A 19,235-nucleotide genomic window follows, 5' to 3' on the forward strand; every position below is an offset into this window, starting at 1 on the left:
GGTCATGCCCTGGACCAGCACCTTGCTGTCCTTGTTCAGGAAGATAGCCATGGCTTGCGTCCCCTGTCGAAGATTGTCTCGCCGGTCAACGCTGTGCCGCGAGCTCGGCGGCCTGAGCGGCGGCGCCGTCCATCGTGTCGACCTGTCGCACGGCCGGGTGGGCGCGCTCGGTCAGGATCTGGCGGCCCAGCTCGGCGTTGTTGCCGTCCAGGCGCACGACCAGCGGCTTGCTGACATCGTCGCCGCGCCCTTCGAGCATCTCCAGCGCCTGCACGATGCCGTTGGCGACGGCATCGCAAGCGGTGATGCCGCCGAAGACGTTGACGAAGACGCTCTTGACGCCGGCGTCGCCGAGAATGATCTCCAGCCCGTTGGCCATGACCTCGGCCGAGGCACCGCCACCGATGTCCAGGAAGTTGGCGGGCTCGACACCGCCGTGCTTCTGGCCGGCGTAGGCGACCACGTCCAGGGTGGACATGACCAGACCCGCACCGTTGCCGATGATGCCGACCTGACCGTCGAGCTTGACGTAGTTCAGACCCTTGGCGGCAGCACGCAGCTCCAGCGCGTCGAAGTCAGCCTCGTCGGTGAAGGGGACACGTTCGAGGTGGCGGAAGAGCGCGTTGTCGTCCAGGGTGACCTTGCCGTCGAGGGCGATGACACGACCGTCCACCGTGCGTACCAGCGGGTTCACTTCCACCAGGGTGGCGTCCTCGCCCACGGCCATGCCCCAGAGCCGGGTGATGGCCCCGGCCACACACTCGTGGGCCCCTTCGGGGACCTTGGCCTCCCGACAGATCTCCAGGGCCGCGGCCCGGTCCACTCCCCCGGGTGGGACGGGGGTACGTACCACGGCCTGCGGCCGCTCCCGGGCCACTTCCTCGATGTCCGTGCCGCCCTCGGCGGAGCAGATGGAGAGGAAGGTGCGGTCGGCGCGGTCGAGCAGGAAGGAGAAGTAGTACTCCTCCTCGACCTCGGAGGCCTCCTCGACGAGGACACGGTGGACCGTGTGGCCCTTGAGGTCCATACCGAGGATCTGCTCGGCCTTGTCCCGGGCGTCCTCGGCGCCGTGGGCGACCTTCACGCCGCCGGCCTTGCCGCGGCCACCGACCTTGACCTGCGCCTTGACGACGACACGGCCGCCCATACCGGCAGCGGCGAGCCGTGCCTGTTCTGGGGTGTCGGCGATCTGCCCCTCGACCAAGGGAACGCCGTACTCGCCGAAGAGCTGTTTGGCCTCGTACTCCCGCAGATCCATCGATCCTCCCGTCCGTGGGCTCTCAGACACCTCAGTTTTACTACATACTGTATGCAGTATTCAATAGCCGCTCCGATCGCCCTTTCTTCCGCCCAAGCCTGGACAGCCGAGCGGAGACATGCTCCAATGCCAGGTAAACGGCATACAGTATCCAGCCCCGAGAGACTCCACCGAGCCCGCGAAAGGGGTCGTTGCAGCGATGACCGAAGCCCGAGGAAACACCGACACGACCGAGACGATCAGCGGCGGCCACCTCGTCGCCAAGGCCCTCAAAGCGGAAGGGGTCGACGTCGTCTTCACCCTCTGCGGCGGTCACATCATCGACATCTACGACGGGTGCGCCGACGAAGGCATCGACGTGATCGACGTGCGCCACGAGCAGGTCGCCGCGCACGCCGCCGACGGCTACGCCCGCCTGACCGGAAAACCCGGCTGTGCGGTCGTGACCGCAGGGCCCGGAACCACCGACGCGGTGACCGGTATCGCCAACGCCTACCGGGCCGAGAGCCCCCTCCTGGTGATCGGCGGTCAGGGCGCACTGAGCCAGCACAAGATGGGTTCGCTCCAGGACCTACCGCACGTGGACATGATCACCCCGATCTCCAAGTTCGCGGCGACCGTCCCCCACACGGCCCGCATCGCCGACCTGGTGTCGATGGCTTTCCGCGAGTCCTTCTCCGGAGCGCCCGGCCCCTCCTTCCTGGAGATCCCGCGCGACATCCTCGACGCCGAGGTACCCGTGGACAGCGCGCGCGTGCCGGCCGCGGGCCACTACCGGGCCTCCACCCGCCAGGGAGGCGACCCCGAGGCCGTCGAACGGCTGGCCGAACTGCTCGTGCGTTCCGAACGGCCCAGCATCCTGCTCGGCAACCAGGTGTGGACCACACGCGCCACCGAGTCGGCCACGGAGCTGGTGCGCTCGCTCAACGTGCCCGCCTACATGAACGGCGCCGGACGCGGCACGCTGCCGCCCAAGGACCCGAACCACTTCCAGCTGTCGCGGCGCTACGCCTTCACCAACTCCGACCTGATCATCATCCTCGGGACCCCGTTCGACTTCCGGATGGGCTACGGCAAGCGCCTGTCCCCCGATGCCACCGTCGTGCAGATCGACCTGAACTACGCCACGGTCGGCAAGAACCGCGACATCGACCTGGGCATCGTGGGCGATGCCGACGTGATCCTGTCCTCCTTGCTCCAGGCGGCCTCCGCCTACGGCGACACCGGCGCCTCCAAGCGCAAGGAGTGGCTGGAGGACCTGCGCATCCAGGAGCACAAGGCTCTGGAGAAGCGCACACCGCTGCTGTCCTCCAGCTCCACCCCGATCCACCCCTACCGGCTGGTCAGCGAGATCAACGACTTCCTCACCGAGGACTCGATCTACGTCGGTGACGGCGGTGACATCGTCACCTTCTCCGGCCAGGTGGTCCAGCCCAAGGCACCCGGGCACTGGATGGACCCGGGGCCGCTCGGCACCCTCGGTGTGGGTGTGCCCTTCGTGATGGCGGCCAAGTACGCCTTCCCGGAGAAGGAGATCGTCGCGCTCTTCGGCGACGGGGCCTTCAGCCTCACCGGATGGGACTTCGAGACGCTGGTCCGCTTCGACCTGCCCTTCGTCGGGATCATCGGCAACAACTCCTCCATGAACCAGATCCGCTACGGGCAGATCGCCAAGTACGGGGCCGACCGCGGCGATATCGGCAACACGCTCGGGAACGTGCGCTACTCGGAGTTCGCGCAGATGCTCGGAGGCTACGGCGAGGAGGTCCACGAGCCCGACCAGATCGGCCCCGCCCTGCAACGCGCCCGCGAGAGCGGCAAGCCCTCGCTGATCAACGTGTGGATCGACCCCGAGGTCTACGCCCCGGGGACCATGAACCAGACCATGTACAAGTAGGTCGGGAAGGACAAACATGGCCAAGGCACTCGACGGTGTCCGCGTGCTCGACATGACCCACGTCCAGTCGGGGCCCTCCGCGACCCAGATCCTGGCGTGGATGGGCGCCGACGTCCTCAAGGTCGAGGCCCCCAAGGGGGACGTGACCCGGGGTCAGCTGCGCGACAAGCCCGGCGTGGACAGCCTCTACTTCACGATGCTCAACTCCAACAAGCGCAGCATCACCCTCAACACCAAGAGCGATCGGGGCAAGGAGCTCTTCCTGGACCTGGTCCGCCGCAGCGACGTGCTCGTGGAGAACTTCGCCCCCGGTGCACTGGACCGGATGGGGTTCACCTGGGAGCTCCTCCAGGAGACCAACCCCCGCCTCGTCTACGCCTCGATCAAGGGGTTCGGCCCGGGGTCCTACGCCGATTTCAAGGCCTACGAGGTGATCGCCCAGGCCATGGGCGGTTCCATGAGCACCACGGGTTTCGAGGAAGGGCCGCCCCTGGCCACCGGCGCCCAGATCGGCGACTCGGGCACCGGAATGCATACAGTAGCCGGTATCCTCGCGGCCCTGCTGCAGCGCACCACCACCGGCCGGGGCCAGCGCGTCCAGGTCGCCATGCAGGACGCGGTGCTCAACCTGTGCCGGGTCAAGCTGCGCGACCAGCAGCGCCTGGAGCACGGCCCGCTGGCGGAGTACCCCAACGAGGACTTCACCGACGAGGTCCCGCGCTCGGGCAACGCCTCGGGAGGCGGCCAGCCCGGTTGGGCGGTGCGTACCGCACCCGGCGGCCCCAACGACTACGTCTACGTGATCATCCAACCCGTCGGTTGGGCGGCGATCACCCGCCTCATCGGCAGGCCCGAACTGGCCGAGGACCCCGAGTGGGCCACCCCGGAAGCCAGGCTCGGCAAGCTCGACAAGGCCTTCGCCCTCATCGAGGAGTGGTCCAGCACCAAACCCAAATGGGACGTGCTCGCCGAGCTCAACGCCCACAACATCCCCTGCGGGCCGATCCTGTCCACCAAGGAGATCATCGAGGACCCCACCCTGCGGGAGAACGGGGTCATCACCACCGTCGAGCACCCCGGGCGGGGCACCTACGAGACCGTGAGCTCGCCGATCCGGCTCTCGGACTCTCCGGTGGACGTCGTCCGCTCACCGCTCCTCGGCGAGCACAACGCCGACCTCTACGGAGCAGAACTGGGTCTGTCCGAGAACGACCTGGCCGAACTCGAGTCGAACGGAGTGATCTGAACGATGGCCCACTACACCCCCCAGCGGTCCGACTACGACCGGGCGGCGGTCCGATCGGTGCTCGACCGCGCCCGCTCCGAGGGCCGCACGTCGCTGACCGCACCCGAGGGCAAGGTGCTCGCCGACGCCTACGGCATCCCCGTCCCGACCGAGGCGCTCGCCCGCTCGGCCGAGGAGGCGACCGCCATCGCCACCGACATCGGTTTTCCCGTGGTCGCCAAGATCGTCTCCCCCGACATCCTGCACAAGACCGACGCCGGCGGTGTCGAGGTGGGGCTGAACAGTGCCGAGGAGGTCGCCGAGGCCTACCGGCGGATCGTCTCCAACGCCCGCGCCTACGACACCGACGCCGAGATCACCGGGATCCAGATCCAGCAGCAGGTCGGCGGCGGACAGGAGGTGCTCATCGGCGCCACGACCGATCCCACCTTCGGCAAGATCGTGGTGTTCGGCCTCGGCGGGGTCCTGGTGGAGGTCCTCAAGGACGTGGCGTTCCAGCTCGCCCCGGTCAGCCATGAGCAAGCGATGGCCCAGATCGAGGACATCCGCGCAGCCGAGGTGCTCTCCGGTGTCCGTGGTGCCCCTCCCGTGGACAAGAAGCAGCTGGCCGACCTGCTCGTGCGCCTCTCGGACCTGGCCGGGGACTTCCCCGAGATCGCCGAGGCCGACCTGAACCCGGTCTTCGCCTCCGAGCACGGGGCGACCGCGGCCGACCTGCGGTTCGTGCTCGACTTCGAGCCCGCCGCCCCGCCCCAGCGCTTCTCCCGCGAGGAGATCCTGGGGTCCATGGAGCGCCTCTTCAAGCCGCGTTCCATCGCCGTCATCGGTGCGTCCAACGAGACGGGCAAGATCGGCAACTCGGTCATCAAGAACATCGTGGACGGCGGTTACCAGGGCCAGATCCATCCGGTCAACCCCAAGGCCTCCGAGGTCTACGGCCGCCCGTCCTACTCCTCGGTCTCCGACATCCCGGGGGACGTGGACGTCGCGATATTCGCGATCCCCGCCAAGTTCGTGGCGAGCGCGCTGGAGGAAGCAGGGCAGAAAGGGGTCGCCGGCGCGGTCCTGATCCCCTCCGGGTTCGCCGAGACGGGCGAACACGAACTCCAGGAAGAAGTGCTGGAGGTGGCCAGGCGCCACGGTGTGCGCGTCCTCGGCCCCAACATCTACGGCTACTACTACACGCCGCAGAGCTTGTCCGCCACGTTCTGCACCCCCTACGACGTCCTCGGCGGTACCGCCCTGACCTCCCAGTCCGGCGGGATCGGCATGGCGATCCTGGGCTACAGCCGCAGTACGCGCACCGGTGTCTCCGCCATCGTCGGCGTGGGCAACAAGGCCGACCTCGACGAGGACGACCTGCTCACCTTCTTCGGCCAGGACGAGAACACCAACGCCATCGCGATGCACCTGGAGGACCTCAAGGACGGCCGGGCCTTCGTCGATGCGGCCCGCGAGGTCGTGCCGAAGAAACCCGTGGTGGTCCTCAAGGCGGGGCGCACCTCCGCCGGTGCCGCCGCCGCGGGCTCGCACACGGGTGCGTTGGCCGGCAACGACAAGGTCTACGACGACATCCTGCGCCGGGCCGGCGTGGTGCGCGCTCCGGGGCTGACCGAACTGCTGGAGTACGGGCGCGCCCTGCCGGCCATGCCTGCCCCGTCGGGGGAGAACATCGTCATCATCACCGGCGCGGGGGGCTCGGGGGTCCTGCTCTCCGACGCGGTCGTCGACAACGGCATGTCGCTGTACGAGATCCCGCCGGACCTGGACAGCGCCTTCCGGGAGTTCATCCCGCCCTTCGGCGCCGCCGGGAACCCGGTGGACATCACCGGCGGCGAACCCCCCGAGACCTACGAGAAGACGATCCGGCTGGGGCTGCAGGACCCGCGCATCCACTCGCTGGTGCTGGGTTACTGGCACACGATCGTCACCCCGCCGCTGGTCTTCGCCGACCTCGTGATCAAGGTGGCGCAAGAAGCACGGGAGGCCGGGATCGACAAGCCGATCGTGGCTTCGCTCTCCGGTGACACCGAGGTCGAACAGGCTGCCGCCAAGCTCTTCGATCACGGTATCGTCGCCTACCCCTACACCACCGAGATGCCGGTGAAGGTACTGGGAGCCAAGTACCGCTGGGCCCGCTCCGCCGGTCTGCTCTAGATCCGACCGGCGACCCTGTGCCCGGGGCGCGCGTAGCCGTCGCGCGCGCCCCGGGACACCACGACCGCGAGCAGAGGCCGGGAGAGCCGTCCCGGCCCTTGGAGAAAGGAGGCACCGAACCCCGGGGGCTGCTGTTGGGGCAATGCCACATCCACGCACCATCCCAGACAGGGGAGTCCGCCCATGGCCCCGAGCCCTGAACCCTCCGAGCAGCCGGGCACGGACACCACGCCCGACACCAGCCGCGAAACCCCCTCGATCCCCGAGCAGAGAACCGCCTCCCCCGACGACACCGGCGGTGCTCCACCCCCGCCCCCTTCCACCGACCCCCGTGCCCCCGCCGAGAGCCCCGAAGAGACGATCCACCTGAAGGCGCCGGGCACCGGCGTCAGGGACACCTGGCGTGCGATGGGACCGGGCATCGTCGCAGCGATGACCGGGATCGGCGCCAGCCACATCATGCACGGCCCCACTGCAGGCGCGGAGTTCGGCTACTCGCTGCTGTGGGTCATCCTGTTCGCCTACCTGCTCAAGTACCACGCTTTCGAATTCGCGCACCGCTACACCCTGGCGCGGGGCGAGAGCGTGATGGAGGCCTACGAACGTACCGGCAAGAGGTACGGCAACTGGCCGCTGTGGTACCTGGTGGCCCAGTCCCTGGCCAACACCTTCGGCATCGCCGGCCGAGCCCTGGGCGCCGGCGCCCTGCTCTGGGCCGGGCTGCCGTTCCTGCCTCTGCCGGTGTGGGCGGCCCTCGTTCTGCTCTCCAGCATCGTCCTGCTGTGGATCGGCAGGTACAAGGCCTTGGAATTCGCGATCAAGATCTGCGTCATCCTCTTCGTGGTCATGGTCCTGCTCACCTTCGTGCTGCAGGCTCCGCCACCGGCCGAGTACGTGGCCAACCTGCTGCCCACCCTGCCGCCCGTGGCAGCGATGATGCTGTTCGGCTCCATGTGGGGCTACTTCCCGACCACGCTCGAGGTCTCGACCATGCAGTCGAACTGGGCCGTGGACAAGAAGGTCGGGATGGTCAAGGTCAAGGAGCTGCGTGCCCAGGGCTACAACGTCGAGGTGGACAAGGACTACCTCAAGAACCACCTGACCTTGTTCAGGCGGGACATGAAGATCTCCTACGTGATGTCGTTCTTCACGGGTATGGCGTTCATCATCGTGGGCGCGGCGGTGCTGAACCCGCTCGGACTGGTCCCCGCGGGCGACCAGATGGGCATCACGATCGCACGGGTCTACACCGACTTCTTCGGCCAGTGGATCTTCCCGATCATCATCATCGGTGCCGCGGCGGCGCTCTGGTCGACCGTCTTCACCTACTTCGACGGCCAGGCCCGGGTCTTCGAAGAGGCCTCCGTGCGCCTGCGCAAGGTGTGGAACAAGCCCGGTCCCCGCAAGCTCCTCTACCGCGGTTTCCAGGTGCTGTGGCTGGTCGCGGGCACGGCCATCATCGTCGGCATGCCCGAGCCGATCTTCATCGTGCAGTTGGCCTCCGTGACGGCCCTGCTGTTCTCGCCGGTGCTCTACTGGCTCAACATCAAGGCCATCAAGGACAACTTCACCGAGGAGGACAAGCTCCTCATGCCCTCGAAGTTCCAGTTCGCGTGGGCGTGGACTGGGGTGAGCGCTCTCGTCCTGGTCAGCGTCTACTTCTTCTACATGCAGGTCCTGAGCCCGTTGTTCGGCTGAGGAACCGAAGGGCCGGCGGCCCCTGGCACCACGGGGGCCGCCCCAGGGCCCGCGCCCCGGGCGCCGGCGCTCACGGCCGGTCGTGTTCGCGGGCGTGGCGGGCCCTTTCGTGCCGGTTGCGGGTCCGGTTGGGTGTGCTCTGACGCCGGCCCTGCCCACGGCCTTCCTGGTCGAACTGCCGGCGGCGCGCCACCACGTGCCGGAGGAGCCCTCACGGCACCTGCCGCTGCTGCGCCGGGTGGCGGTGTTCGGCCTCGCTGCCGGGCGGGTCGCCGGAACGGCTCTGGCCCTGCAACACCTGGACGTGCTCGGCCCGGGCGCTGGTGGCGTTGGGGCGCCAGCGGTCCTCCCGCGCAGTCGCCGGTGTTCCCGCCGTTGCCGGCCGCCTGGGGGCTGGGGGCCGGGTGTGGACTTGTCGGGCTGCTCGGCGGTGCTGGTGGCGGTGGCCACGTGGCCGGCGACCGTGGCGGCGGCCCTGGCGATGAGCCGGGCCGGGGTAGGCGTTCCGGCGGAGATCCTCATGCTTCGGTCGGCCTACGGGCCCCGGCGCGGCGCGCCGTCGGTGGTCCGGTAGCCGCGAAGGGGGTCGAGGACGGCGCGCTGAAGTCCCTCGAGGGTTCTGTTCGCCCCGGGTGGTTCCGATCACCGCCCGGGGATGGTTAGACTTAGAAAACGATTTTCATTTTCATTTCTGGAGGAGTCTCCTCTCTGGAAGGAGCGCCCCATGCGCATCGCCCTCGTCACCGGCCTGCACGGGCTCGCACGGCACGAGACCGTACAGGCCCTGCTGTCGGCCCCGCGGTCCCTCGCGGTCCACCACGACCTCGCCCGCATCGGCCAGGGGTCGGTCCACCGCCTCACCCAGGACAGCGACGGCACCCACGAACGCGGACGGGTCCACCTCGACCACGCCTGCGCCTCCTGCACCCTGCGCGAGGACCTGATCCCCTTCCTCCTGCGAACCGCCGCGGCCGGCCACCACGACCTGTGCGTGGTGGAGGCCTGGAACAGCGTCGAACCCCAGCCCATCGCCGAGGCCATCGCGGCCCAGGAGGAACTCCACCTCGCCGCCGTGGTCACCGCCGTCGACGCCTCCCGCCTCACCGCCGATCTGGGCAGCCACGACGAGCTCGCCGACCGCGGCCTGGACCTCGCCCAGGACGACCACCGCACCCTCACCGAGGTCCTCACCCGCCAGATCGAGTACCCCGGCCGCATCACCGTGCGCGGCGAACCCACCCCCCACGCCCGCGCCCTGCTCGCCCAGCTCAACCCCGCCGCCGACACCGTCACCACCGACGCGGCCGCCGACGGGTGGTTCGGCGCCGAGTTCGACACCGGGGCCGCCCACGCCCGCCTCAATCCCGCCTGGGCCCACTACACCGGCCACGCCGACGAGCACGGGGTGAGCACCGTGGTCTGGGACCGCACCCGGCCCATGCATCCCGAACGCCTCGCCGACGCCCTGGAGGAGATCGCCGCCCGTACCCTGCGCGGCCGCGGGCGCTTCTGGCTCGCGAGCAAGCCCGACAACCTCATGCTCTGGGAGTCCCACCAGGACCTGCTCATGGTGGAGAACGGCGGGCCGTGGCTGAACTCCCTCCCCTCGGCCGCCCTGGACCTGGTCGGCCCCGCCCGCCGCGACGCCGCCCACCGCGACTGGCGTCCCGAGACCGGCGACCGCCGCCAGCACCTGGCCTTCACCGGCGTGGGCCTGGACGCCCTCGCCCTGGTGGAGCTCCTCGACTCCTGCCTGGTCACCGACGACGAAACCGACCAGCACGAGTTCCACAACGACCCCTTCGCCACGTTCACGGAGCGCTGACCCATGGCCGCCGACAACCGCCGCAGCGGCAAGCCCGCCCGCAAGCGCGCCTTCGCCGACCCGCTGGGCGAGGCCGACCACGTCGACTACAAGGACACCGCCCTGCTCAGGAAGTTCATCTCCGACAAGGGCAAGATCCGCAGCCGCCGCGTCACCCGGGTCACCGCCCGCCAGCAGCGCCTCATCGCCTCGGCGGTCGAGAACGCCCGAGAGATGGCGCTGCTGCCCTATCCCTCCTCGACCAAGCAGAACTGACCGCCCCGGCCCGGGCCGGGCCCCGCGGCCGCACCGGGCCCACCCGCCAGGAAGGAAGCACCGTGTCCCACATCTGCCAGGTGACCGGAAAGAAACCCGCGTTCGGCAACAACGTCTCCCACTCGAACCGGCGCACCCGCCGCCGGTTCGACCCCAACATCCAGAACAAGCGCTACTGGCTGCCCGGCGAGGGCCGCCACGTCAAGCTCCGTGTGAGTACCAAAGGCATGAAGGTCATCGACGCCCGCGGCATCGAGCGGGTCGTCGCCGGCCTCCGCGCCCGAGGGGAGAAGGTCTGATGGCCAAGAAGAGCAAGATCGTGCGCAACGAACAGCGCAAACGCACCGTCGCCCACTACGCAGAGCGCCGGGCCGAACTCAAGCGCACCATCAAGGACCCCGCCACCGGCCCGGAGGAGCGCGCCGCGGCCGTCGCCGGGCTGAACCGTCAGCCGCGCGACGCCGGCGCCACCCGGGTGCGCAACCGCGACGCCGTCGACGGGCGTCCGCGCGCGCATCTGCGCAGGTTCGGCCTTTCCCGGATCCGCTTCCGCGAGATGGCGCATCGCGGAGAACTGCCCGGGGTCACCAAGTCCAGTTGGTGACCCCGGGCGGGCCGCCGGCGATCCGGCCGGCCGGCGGGCCCCGGGGAGAGCACCCCCCTCCCCCGGGATCCGCCCCGCAGAGCCGGTCCCGGGTCAGCCGGGCAGACGGGACAACCCCACCCTCAGGCTGTGGAGCCCGGGCGTGAGTTGGTGCTGGGGCAGAACCCCCGGCCCGCAGGAGGCCGAACCCGTCCCGTGGTGGTCGGCGTCCAGGCGCAGATGGACCCGCTCCCCCGCCACCAACTCGTGCGGATGGCGGGCAGCGTCCAGGGCGTGGTCGTCCCACCGGCGCGCGGTGAACCCGAACGTGGGTCCGCCACCGCTGACCCGCAGCCCGGCGCCGTCGGCGCCGCGCAGCTCCAGCCACCGGGTGCCGATGCGGTGCCCGTTCTCCTGGGGTCGCAGGTAGGGCACCTGCAGCCCGGCGACCGTGTCGGTGAAGCGTCCCACCCGCGTTCCTTGGTCCACGTCGCGGTAGGCCTCACCGGGGCCGCGGCCGAACCACTGCACCGCGTCCAGGTCCCCGGGCAGGGCCAGGTCCAGACCGATCCGAGGCAGCGGGCAAGGCCACTGACCCACGGCCCGGGCCTGCAGGTCCAGCCAGAGGGTGCCGGCGGCGGCGCTCCACCGGTAGGTGACCTCCAGGCCCACGTCACTGGCGGCCGGGGCCACCCGGGTGCGCACCTGGAAGGCGTCACCGTCGGCACGTACCGACAGGCACCGTTCGGTGAGCCGGTCCAGGCCCAGAGCCCGCCAGAACGGGGCCACCGGCACCCCGTGCGTGCCTTCGTCGTTGTCGGTGGGCGCACGCCAGGCGCCCAGGCGGGGCGTGCCGGTGGCGAGCCCGTCGAGGCACAGCAGCCTTCCGGTGCGGGCGTCGAACAGCCCGGGGCCGAGACGGACCCGGCCTCGTTCGGTGACCGGGCGCTGCGGGGCCGGTGCGGGGGCGGGGGCGGCCTCGGCCAGGAGCCCCTGACCCCAGGCGATCTCGTGTCCGGCCCCGGCCCAGGGCAGCTCGTGGGCCAGGCGCACCGAGACGGTCAGCCACACCTGGCCGCCCTCACCCCCGGAAACGGTGGGCAGGGGCACCTCGGTGTGCTCGCCCGCGGCCAATACCGGGACCGGCAGGGNGGGCGGTGTCGGCGAAGGTCTGCAGGTTCTCCAGTCCCACCGTTCGGGCGTCGGTACCGACCGTGACACGGACCGGGGCGAACGTCGCCGCCAGGGCGACCAGCCCGGGGCCGGGGGTGCGGTCGGGGAACAGCAGCCCGTCGGCGACGAAACTGCCGTCGTGCAGCACCTCCCCGAAGTCGCCCCCGTAGGCGAACCATTCGGTGCCGTCGGCCTCCCGGCGGCGGATGCCGTGGTCGATCCACTCCCAGACGAACCCGCCGGCCAGGCGCGGGTACCGCTCGAAGAGGCGCTGGTACTCCTCGAGCCCGCCGGGACCGGCACCCATGGCGTGGGCGTACTCGCACAGCACGAACGGCAGTGCGCGCCGGTGCGCGTCCGCGGCCGGGTCCCCGGCCTGCGGTTCGGCTTCCCGGCCGATCGCCTCCACCTCGGCGTGCGGCCAGTACATGTGCGAGTACACGTCGACGTAGGAACTGTCGAAGTCGCCCTCGTAGTGCACCGGCCGGGTGGGGTCGCTCCGGTGGACCCAGTCGGCCATGGCCCGCAGGTTCTGCCCGGTGCCGGCCTCGTTGGCCAACGACCACAGCACGATCGAGGGGTGGTTGCGGTCACGGGCCACGGTGCGCCGGATCCGGTCCAGGTAGGCCTCGCGCCACCGGGGGTCGTCGGAGGGGTTGGCACGCCAGTCCACGGCCTCGAACCCGTGGGTCTCCAGGTCGCACTCGTCCACCACCCACAGGCCCAGTTCGTCGCACAGGTCCAGGAAGTGGGGGTGAGGAGGGTAGTGGCTGGTGCGCACGGCGTTGACGTTGTGCTGCTTCATGAGCAGCACGTCCTCGCGCATGGTTTCCCGTGGCACCGCGCGGCCGTGGTCGGGGTGCCACTCGTGCCTGTTGACGCCGCGCAGGAGCAGGGGACGACCGTTGGCCTTGAGCCGGCCGTCCTCGATCGTGACGGTACGGAACCCGACCCGCAGGCGGGCCCGCTCGCCGGGGGTGCTGACCTCGGCCTCGTACAGGCGGGGTGTCTCGGCGCTCCAGGCCTGGACCGGGCCGACCTCGTGCACGGTGCCGGTGGCGGCGCCGACCAGGCCCAGTTCGGGCAGGTCGATGCGGGCGGGCGACGTTCCGGCCACGTCCACCCGCAGGCTCCCGGTGCCGGTGGTGTGGTCGTAGCCGGCGACCACCGTGAGGTCCTCGATGGCCTCGGCGGGGCGATGCTGCAGGGTGAGGCCGCGGAAGATCCCCGACAGCCACCACATGTCCTGGTCCTCCAGGTAACTGGCGGCCGACCACTGGTGCACCCGCACCGCCAGGACGTTGCGTCCGGGCCGCAGCAGATGACCGGCGTCGAACTCGGCCACCAAGCGGCTGCCGGTCGAAAAGCCCAGTTCGGTGCCGTTGAGCCAGACCCGGAAGAAGGAGTCCACCCCGTCGAAGCGCAGCACCGTCTCACCCTCGGGCCAGTCGGCGGGCAGGTCGAAGGCGCGCCGGTACTCGCCGGTGGGGTTCTCCTCAGGCACGAACGGCGGGTCGACCGGGAAAGGGTAGTGGAAGTTGACGTAGGCGGGCCGGCCGTGTCCGTGCAGCTGCCAGTGGGAGGGCACCGGGAGCCCCTCCCACCCGGAGTCGTCCAGGTCCGGTGCGGCGAAGTCCCCGGTGTGTTCGGGGGCGGTGGGCAGCAGCCGGAACTTCCACGTGCCTTCCAGGTCGAGTTCGGGTGCGTCGGAGTCCAGTCGGGCGCGCGGGGCGCGGGCACCCGAGGAGGGGGCGAAACCCTGCAGGTCGGGATCGGGTGCCATCAGATCTCCTCCAGTTCCAGCAGCATGACCTGGCCGGGGTTCAGGTTCGGCATCTGCAGGCCCGCGCGGGCCAGGACCGCCCCGGACACGACGGCGGATTCGGCGCCGGTCCAGGCCGGCATGGCCTGCTGCATCGTGGAGGGCCACCCGGTCTCCCGGCGCCAGGCCACCCGGTAGCGGCGTCCCTCGGCCAGGCCGGGCAGGCGGACCCGTCCGGGCAGGGCGCGGGCCGAGGCCTCCAGGCGTGCGTAGCGGAACAGGGCCCGGCTCCTGTCGGCGGCCACGATCCCGTCGAGCTGTTCGGCGGGGTCGGGCGCGTCGGCGTGCACCACCTCGCCGGTGTGCAGCAGGGGGCGCAGCTCCTTGTAGAGGCGGATCCAGGAGGCCAGTGCGGCGAGTTCGCCCTCGTCACAGGTGGTGACGTCCCATTCGATGCCGGCGTGCGCGAACAGGCTGGTGAGCAGACGGGTGGGCAGCGGGGCGACGCGGCCGGTGGTGTGCGACTGCGGTGGGCCCACGTGGCTGCCGATGAGTTCGGGCGGCAGGAGCAGTTCGGTCCAGCGCTGCAAGGTGAGGCGTTCCAACGGGTCGTTGTTGTCGGAGGCCCACACCCGGTCGGTGCGCTGGAGGATGCCCAGGTCGACGCGGCCGCCGCCGGAGGAGCACGACTCGATCTCCAGGCCGGGATGGCGGGCGCGCAAGCGGTCCAGGAGGTCGTAGGCGGCCCGGGTCTGGCGGTGCACGCCGGCCTGGCCGGTGGGGACGTGGACGGCCTCCATGGCGTCGCGGTTCTGGTCCCACTTGAGGTAGTCGGGCCGGTACTCGGTGACCAGGGCGTCCAGGTGCTCGAGGACGTACTCGAACGCTTCGGGCCGGCCCAGGTCGAGGAACTGTTGGCTGCGGCTGGGCGGGGCTCGGCGTCCCTCTGGCGCCAGGAACCAGTCGGGGCGGGCGCGGGCGAGGTCGGAGTCGGGGTTGACCATCTCCGGTTCCACCCACAATCCCACCTGCATGCCCAGGGAACGCACGTGGTCGAAGAGCGGGTGCAGGCCCTCGGGCCAGACCTCCTCGTCGACGGTCCAGTCACCGAGGCCGGCGGTGTCGTCGCGCCGGCCCCGGAACCATCCGTCGTCCAGGACGAAACGTTCCACGCCGATGCGGGCGGCGGCGTCGGCGAGCTCGGTGAGACGGTCCAGGTCGTGGTCGAAGTAGACCGCCTCCCAGGTGTTGAGCACGACCGGCCGCGGGGAGGCGGGATGGGCGGGACGGGCGCGCAACCATTGGTGGAACCGCGCCGACATGCCGTCCAGCCCCTGGCCGGACCAGCTCAGGAAGGTCCACGGGCCGGTGTGTGATTCGCCCCGGGACAGTCGGACCTCCCCCGGGTGGAGGAGTTCGCCGCCGCTCAGGACGGCGTCGGCCTGCCCGGCGCCCTCGGGCAGGCGTTCGGCCAGGTGCAGGTGGTCCCCGCTCCAGGCGGTGTGCACGCCCCAGACCTCACCGTGGCGGAAACCGAACCCGGGGGTGCCGGCGGTGAGGACGAGCGGTGCGTCGTGGCCGGTGCGGCCCCGGCGGGAGGCGCGCATGCGGGTGCCCATGGTCAGGGGCGAGCGTTGCGGGGCGCGTTCGCGTACCCAGCGGCCGGTCAGGTCCAGGACCTCTTCTGCCTCCTTGGGCAGGGGCAGGGCCGCGGTGAGGGTGTCCAGGGTCCAGGGGGCGTCCTGGAGGTTGGTGACGGTGTGGCGGATCCGGACCAGGCCTTGGGGTTCCATGCGCACCTCGGTGCGCAGGCCCAGTCCGGCGCCCTCGGCGGTGACAGTGATGTGCCCGCCCACGCCCGGGGGCGCGTTCTCCAGGGGATCGATGTCGACGTGGACACCGGACCAGTCAGGGTGGCTCACGCGGCCCTCGTGGTGGCCGGCCAGGCCGGGGTGCCCGCGCCAGCCCTCCCCCTGGGTGGGGACGAGGGAGAGGTAGGAGGGCACGTCGACACCGTTGTTGGCTGCGGCGGGTGCGGCGGCCGTGGCCAGCCCCTCGGGGGCCTCCAGGTCGGCGCCCCAGTGCAGGACGTGCGGCAGACCCCGGTCGGGTACGCGCAGGATCAGGGCGGTTCCGGCGGCCCGCAGGGTGATGGTGCGCTGGTCGGTCATTCCTTGCTCGCTCCCAGGGTCAGTCCGGCCACGAAGTGGCGTTGCAGCAGGAAGAAGACGACGAGGGTGGGCAGAGCGACCAGGATCGACCCGGCCGACAACAGGTTGTAGTCGAGGAAGAAGGCCCCCTGAAGGTTCTGCAGGGCGGTGGTGACGGGGAGTTTGTCACCGCTGGAGAGCAGCGCCAACGCCCAGAAGAAATCGTTGTACACCCAGGTCACCAACAGTGTGGCCAGCGCCGCCAGGCTGGGACGGCACAGCGGCAGCACGACCCGCCGGTACTGCTGGAAGACGGTCGCGCCGTCGATGCGGGCGGCCTCCAGCAGCGACGGCGGCATCGCCTTCATGAAGTTGCTCAACACGAAGGTGCAGAAACCGAGCTGGAAGGCGACGTGGATGAGCACGATCCCCAGATGGCTGTCGTAGAGGGAACCGGAGGAGCTGATCCAGTACGGCAGCGGGATCGAGGTGTACATCCGAAACAGCGGCACCAGCAGCGCCTGGGGCGGCAGCAGGTTCGCGGCCAGGAAGACCGCGAGCATCACCAGGTTGAACCGGCGCGAGTGGTGGGAGAGCACGAACGCCGCGCACGAGGCCAGGAACAGGGTGATCAGCACCGCCGGGACGGTGATGATCAGCGAGTTCAGGAAGTACTGCGGCAGTTCGCCCTGTTCCCAGGCCCGGGTGTAGTTGTCCAGGGTGAACCCGCCCAGGGACAGGTATCCGTGGACGGCGGTGTGGTCGTAGTCCCGGAAGGAGTTGATCACGGCCCACAGGACCGGAAAGAACCAGGCCAGAGCGGTGCCGATGAGGAAGAGGTGCAGCAGGACCCGGCCCGGGCGCAGACGCCGCCGCGGTGTCTCGGCGCGCACGGTCCTTTCCTCGGAGGCCGGACTCTCGGGGGTGGTCGTGGAAGTACTCACCGGCGGGCCCCTCTCAGCATGGTGGCGACGTAGACGACGATGAAGACCACCGAGATCAGCAGCATGATCACCGCCAGGGCCGAACCGAACCCGACCCGGCTGGCCTCGCCGATGACGTTCGAGGTGACCAGGGCGGAGATGAGTTCGAGCCCGTTGCGTCCGCGGTTGATGACCCACACGATGTCGAAAGCGCGCAGTGCGTCGATGACGGTGACCACGACGACCACCAGGTTGATCGGCAACAGCGCGGGAAACACCACGTGCGTGAATGTGCGGACCGGCCCGGCCCCGTCGATGGCGGCGGCCTCGCGCAGGGAGGGGTCCACCGCCTTCAACCCGGCCAGGTACAACAGCATGATGTAGCCGGTGTGGCGCCATCCCGCTGCGACCAGGACCGCGTACAGGTTCAGGTCGGGGTCACCGAACCAGTCCACGGGCGGGGCGTCGGCGGCGAAGGCCAGGAAGGAGTTGAGCAGCCCCTGGTCGCGGGAGTAGATCAGCTGCCAGATGAACCCGATCAGGGCCAGGGACAGCACGACCGGCATGTAGAAGATGCTCTGGTAGACCGCGCCCCCGCGCATCTCGCGGTCCAGCAGCACGGCCAGGAACATGCCCAGCACGGTGGGGACGGTGAAGAGCACCACCAACCAGATCAGGTTGTTGCTCAGCGCCGGTTGGAAGGGCGGGTAGATGGTGAAGGCGTCCACGTAGTTCTGGACGCCGGTCCACTCGATCGTGTCCCAGCCGCCGATTCCGTCCCAGCGGGTGAAGGAGAGCACGACGGTGACCAGGGCGGGCAGCCAGACCAGGCCGAGCACGAGGAGCGCGGGGACCCCGAGCATGAGGGCGATGGTGATGCGGTCGCCGCGGCCGTTGCGCAGGGTTCCGCCGGCCCCGGACCTCCGGGCTCCTCGCGGGCGCCGGTCCGGGGACGTTGTGGACGGTGGTGCGGGCGGTGGGGACGTACTGTGCGACGCCACGACGGCCTCCTTCAACCGAAGATCGATCGTTTCTGGCGTTCGAGGTCCGAGGTGAGTTCCCTGATGTCGTCCGGTCGGCGCAGGAAGCGCTGGAAGGCGGGGATGGCCACCACCGCGGCGAAGTCGGGTCGGGTGTCACGGTCCAGGAACTGGGTGATGGTGTCGGCGCCGTCGATGAGCTCCAGGGCCTTGCGGTCCAGGTCGCTGAATCGGTCGGTGTCGGTGTCGACGTGGGCGGGCAGCGCTTGGGGGTCTTGGTCGGCGTAGAGCTCCTGCGACTCCAGGCTGCCCAGGTGGGTCAGGAGGTCGTCGGCGCCCTCGGGGTTGCGGGGGTCGGCGCTGAGCATGAACCCGTCGGTGGGGGCCTCGACGGCGCTGGTACCGACGGCGGGGTCGTACTCGGGGAAGGGGAAGAAGTCGAGGTCCTCGCGTTCCTCGCCCTCGGGGAAGGACTGGGAGACGAAGAGCCCGGCCAGGAGCATGCCGCACTCCTTCTGGACCAGGGACAGGCGGGCCTCGTCGAAGCTGCGGCCGAGCGGGTCCGGCTGGTGGAAGGGCAGCAGTTCGGCCCAGGCGGAGAAGACCTCGCGGACCTCGGCGCTCTCCCAGGAGGCCTCGCCGCGCAGCAGCTGGTCGTGGAACTCGGGCCCGTTGACGCGCAGGTTCAGGTAGTCGAAGGTACCCATGACCGGCCAGCCCTCGCGGTTGCCGTAGCCGATGGGGTCGAGGCCGTCCTCGCGCATGCGTTCGCACAGGTCCAGGAGCTCGGCACGGGTATGGGGGACCTCGTAACCGTGCTCCTCGAACACGCTCTTGCGGTAGAAGAACGCCCACGGGTAGGAGAAGTCCGGCACGAGGTACTGCTTGCCGTCGTCTCCGGTGCACAGTCGCTCGAGGCCGTCACTGAAGGAGCCCTTGAGCGGGCCCTCCCACAGGTGGGAGAGGTCGCTGATGAGGCCGCGTTCGGCGAAGAACCGCATCCGGTAGCCGCCGAACCAGGCGACGACGTCGTCGGGGGTGCCCTGGAGGTAGTTGTTGATGCTCTCCTGGAAGGCGTTGCGTTCGACCGTGTTGAGTTCGACGGTGTAGTCGCTGCCGGTGCGGAAGGACTCGAGGACGGCGGCCATGCCCGCCGCCTCGAGCTCCTGCGCCCGGTTGGAGGCCATGGTGATCCGGAGTGGGTCGTTGCGCGGGTCGGTTCCGCATCCGCCCAGAGCGGGCAGGACGCCGAGGACCCCGGCCCCGGCGAGCCCCCGTAGGAGGGTCCGCCGCCGCAGGGCGGGCGGGCCCGGGTCGTGGTGGTGCAT

The 19,235-nt window shown here is 70.1% G+C and carries 16 protein-coding genes; 9 read left to right on the forward strand and 7 right to left on the reverse strand.

The features are described 5' to 3' along the window. Nucleotides 1-85 precede the first annotated feature (85 nt). A complete protein-coding gene (gene sucC, locus D473_RS0104310) occupies nt 86-1,258 on the reverse strand; it encodes an ADP-forming succinate--CoA ligase subunit beta (protein WP_017607861.1) in 1,173 nt (390 codons plus the stop codon). A gap of 199 nt (nt 1,259-1,457) precedes the next feature. Here sucC and D473_RS0104315 point away from each other — a divergent pair, with 199 nt between their 5' ends. The 9 genes from D473_RS0104315 to rpsN all read left to right on the forward strand — a co-directional run bounded on the left by D473_RS0104315 (nt 1,458) and on the right by rpsN (nt 10,940). Beyond that, nucleotides 1,458-3,155, forward strand: a complete 1,698-nt coding sequence (locus D473_RS0104315; protein WP_017607862.1) for a thiamine pyrophosphate-binding protein — start codon at nt 1,458-1,460, stop codon at nt 3,153-3,155. A 16-nt stretch (nt 3,156-3,171) separates the two neighbouring features. Next, the gene (gene frc, locus D473_RS0104320; RefSeq protein WP_017607863.1) at nt 3,172-4,401 is read left to right on the forward strand and encodes a formyl-CoA transferase; all 1,230 of its coding nucleotides are present in this window, start codon (nt 3,172-3,174) and stop codon (nt 4,399-4,401) included. 3 nt (nt 4,402-4,404) lie between these two features. After that, nucleotides 4,405-6,558, forward strand: a complete 2,154-nt coding sequence (locus tag D473_RS0104325) for an acetate--CoA ligase family protein (protein ID WP_017607864.1) — start codon at nt 4,405-4,407, stop codon at nt 6,556-6,558. Between the two features lie 183 nt (nt 6,559-6,741). Next, the gene (locus D473_RS0104330) at nt 6,742-8,256 is read left to right on the forward strand and encodes an Nramp family divalent metal transporter (protein WP_017607865.1); all 1,515 of its coding nucleotides are present in this window, start codon (nt 6,742-6,744) and stop codon (nt 8,254-8,256) included. Between the two features lie 109 nt (nt 8,257-8,365). Continuing rightward, on the forward strand, nt 8,366-8,830 hold the full coding sequence (locus D473_RS27060) for a hypothetical protein (RefSeq protein WP_152436766.1): 465 nt from the start codon (nt 8,366-8,368) through the stop codon (nt 8,828-8,830). Between the two features lie 150 nt (nt 8,831-8,980). Then, nucleotides 8,981-10,081, forward strand: a complete 1,101-nt coding sequence (locus tag D473_RS0104340) for a CobW family GTP-binding protein (protein WP_017607867.1) — start codon at nt 8,981-8,983, stop codon at nt 10,079-10,081. 3 nt (nt 10,082-10,084) lie between these two features. Continuing rightward, on the forward strand, nt 10,085-10,336 hold the full coding sequence (gene rpsR / locus D473_RS0104345) for a 30S ribosomal protein S18 (RefSeq protein ID WP_017607868.1): 252 nt from the start codon (nt 10,085-10,087) through the stop codon (nt 10,334-10,336). A gap of 62 nt (nt 10,337-10,398) precedes the next feature. After that, entirely contained in the window at nt 10,399-10,635 is a 237-nt protein-coding gene (gene rpmB / locus D473_RS0104350) for a 50S ribosomal protein L28 (RefSeq protein ID WP_017607869.1), read from the forward strand. Continuing rightward, complete coding sequence (gene rpsN / locus D473_RS0104355; RefSeq protein WP_017607870.1) at nt 10,635-10,940, forward strand: 30S ribosomal protein S14; 306 nt, start codon at nt 10,635-10,637, stop codon at nt 10,938-10,940. The genes rpmB and rpsN overlap by 1 nt, the downstream gene beginning before the upstream one ends. A gap of 93 nt (nt 10,941-11,033) precedes the next feature. Here rpsN and D473_RS28640 read toward each other — a convergent pair whose 3' ends face one another. The 6 genes from D473_RS28640 to D473_RS0104380 form a co-directional block, all read right to left on the reverse strand. After that, nucleotides 11,034-12,029 (reverse strand): beta-galactosidase small subunit family protein, encoded by a 996-nt coding sequence (locus D473_RS28640; protein WP_394296758.1) that lies wholly within the window; start codon nt 12,027-12,029, stop codon nt 11,034-11,036. After that, nucleotides 12,001-13,875 (reverse strand): glycoside hydrolase family 2 TIM barrel-domain containing protein, encoded by a 1,875-nt coding sequence (locus D473_RS25500; RefSeq protein WP_394296759.1) that lies wholly within the window; start codon nt 13,873-13,875, stop codon nt 12,001-12,003. The genes D473_RS28640 and D473_RS25500 overlap by 29 nt, the downstream gene beginning before the upstream one ends. After that, the gene (locus tag D473_RS0104365; protein ID WP_017607871.1) at nt 13,875-16,025 is read right to left on the reverse strand and encodes an alpha-galactosidase; all 2,151 of its coding nucleotides are present in this window, start codon (nt 16,023-16,025) and stop codon (nt 13,875-13,877) included. Before D473_RS0104365 ends, D473_RS25500 begins: the two co-directional genes overlap by 1 nt. Further along, nucleotides 16,022-16,948 (reverse strand): carbohydrate ABC transporter permease, encoded by a 927-nt coding sequence (locus D473_RS0104370; RefSeq protein ID WP_017607872.1) that lies wholly within the window; start codon nt 16,946-16,948, stop codon nt 16,022-16,024. The genes D473_RS0104365 and D473_RS0104370 overlap by 4 nt, the downstream gene beginning before the upstream one ends. Then, nucleotides 16,945-17,829, reverse strand: coding sequence for a carbohydrate ABC transporter permease (locus D473_RS0104375; RefSeq protein ID WP_026126596.1), 885 nt, complete (start codon nt 17,827-17,829; stop codon nt 16,945-16,947). Before D473_RS0104375 ends, D473_RS0104370 begins: the two co-directional genes overlap by 4 nt. A gap of 110 nt (nt 17,830-17,939) precedes the next feature. After that, nucleotides 17,940-19,235: an ABC transporter substrate-binding protein gene (locus tag D473_RS0104380; protein WP_017607874.1), complete on the reverse strand. Its 1,296-nt coding sequence runs from the start codon at nt 19,233-19,235 to the stop codon at nt 17,940-17,942.

The organism is Nocardiopsis xinjiangensis YIM 90004 (genome assembly GCF_000341145.1).
Classification (GTDB): domain Bacteria; phylum Actinomycetota; class Actinomycetes; order Streptosporangiales; family Streptosporangiaceae; genus Nocardiopsis; species Nocardiopsis xinjiangensis.

Bases quoted from the DNA above. Each gene is read 5' to 3' on its own strand.
- D473_RS0104315 (WP_017607862.1), top strand. From the start codon at position 1,458: ATGACCGAAGCCCGAGGAAACACCGACACGACCGAGACGATCAGCGGC.
- D473_RS0104380 (WP_017607874.1), bottom strand. From the start codon at position 19,235: ATGCACCACCACGACCCGGGCCCGCCCGCCCTGCGGCGGCGGACCCTC.
- D473_RS0104325 (WP_017607864.1), top strand. From the start codon at position 4,405: ATGGCCCACTACACCCCCCAGCGGTCCGACTACGACCGGGCGGCGGTC.
- D473_RS0104365 (WP_017607871.1), bottom strand. From the start codon at position 16,025: ATGACCGACCAGCGCACCATCACCCTGCGGGCCGCCGGAACCGCCCTG.
- frc (WP_017607863.1), top strand. From the start codon at position 3,172: ATGGCCAAGGCACTCGACGGTGTCCGCGTGCTCGACATGACCCACGTC.
- rpsN (WP_017607870.1), top strand. From the start codon at position 10,635: ATGGCCAAGAAGAGCAAGATCGTGCGCAACGAACAGCGCAAACGCACC.
- sucC (WP_017607861.1), bottom strand. From the start codon at position 1,258: ATGGATCTGCGGGAGTACGAGGCCAAACAGCTCTTCGGCGAGTACGGC.
- D473_RS0104330 (WP_017607865.1), top strand. From the start codon at position 6,742: ATGGCCCCGAGCCCTGAACCCTCCGAGCAGCCGGGCACGGACACCACG.
- D473_RS0104340 (WP_017607867.1), top strand. From the start codon at position 8,981: ATGCGCATCGCCCTCGTCACCGGCCTGCACGGGCTCGCACGGCACGAG.
- rpsR (WP_017607868.1), top strand. From the start codon at position 10,085: ATGGCCGCCGACAACCGCCGCAGCGGCAAGCCCGCCCGCAAGCGCGCC.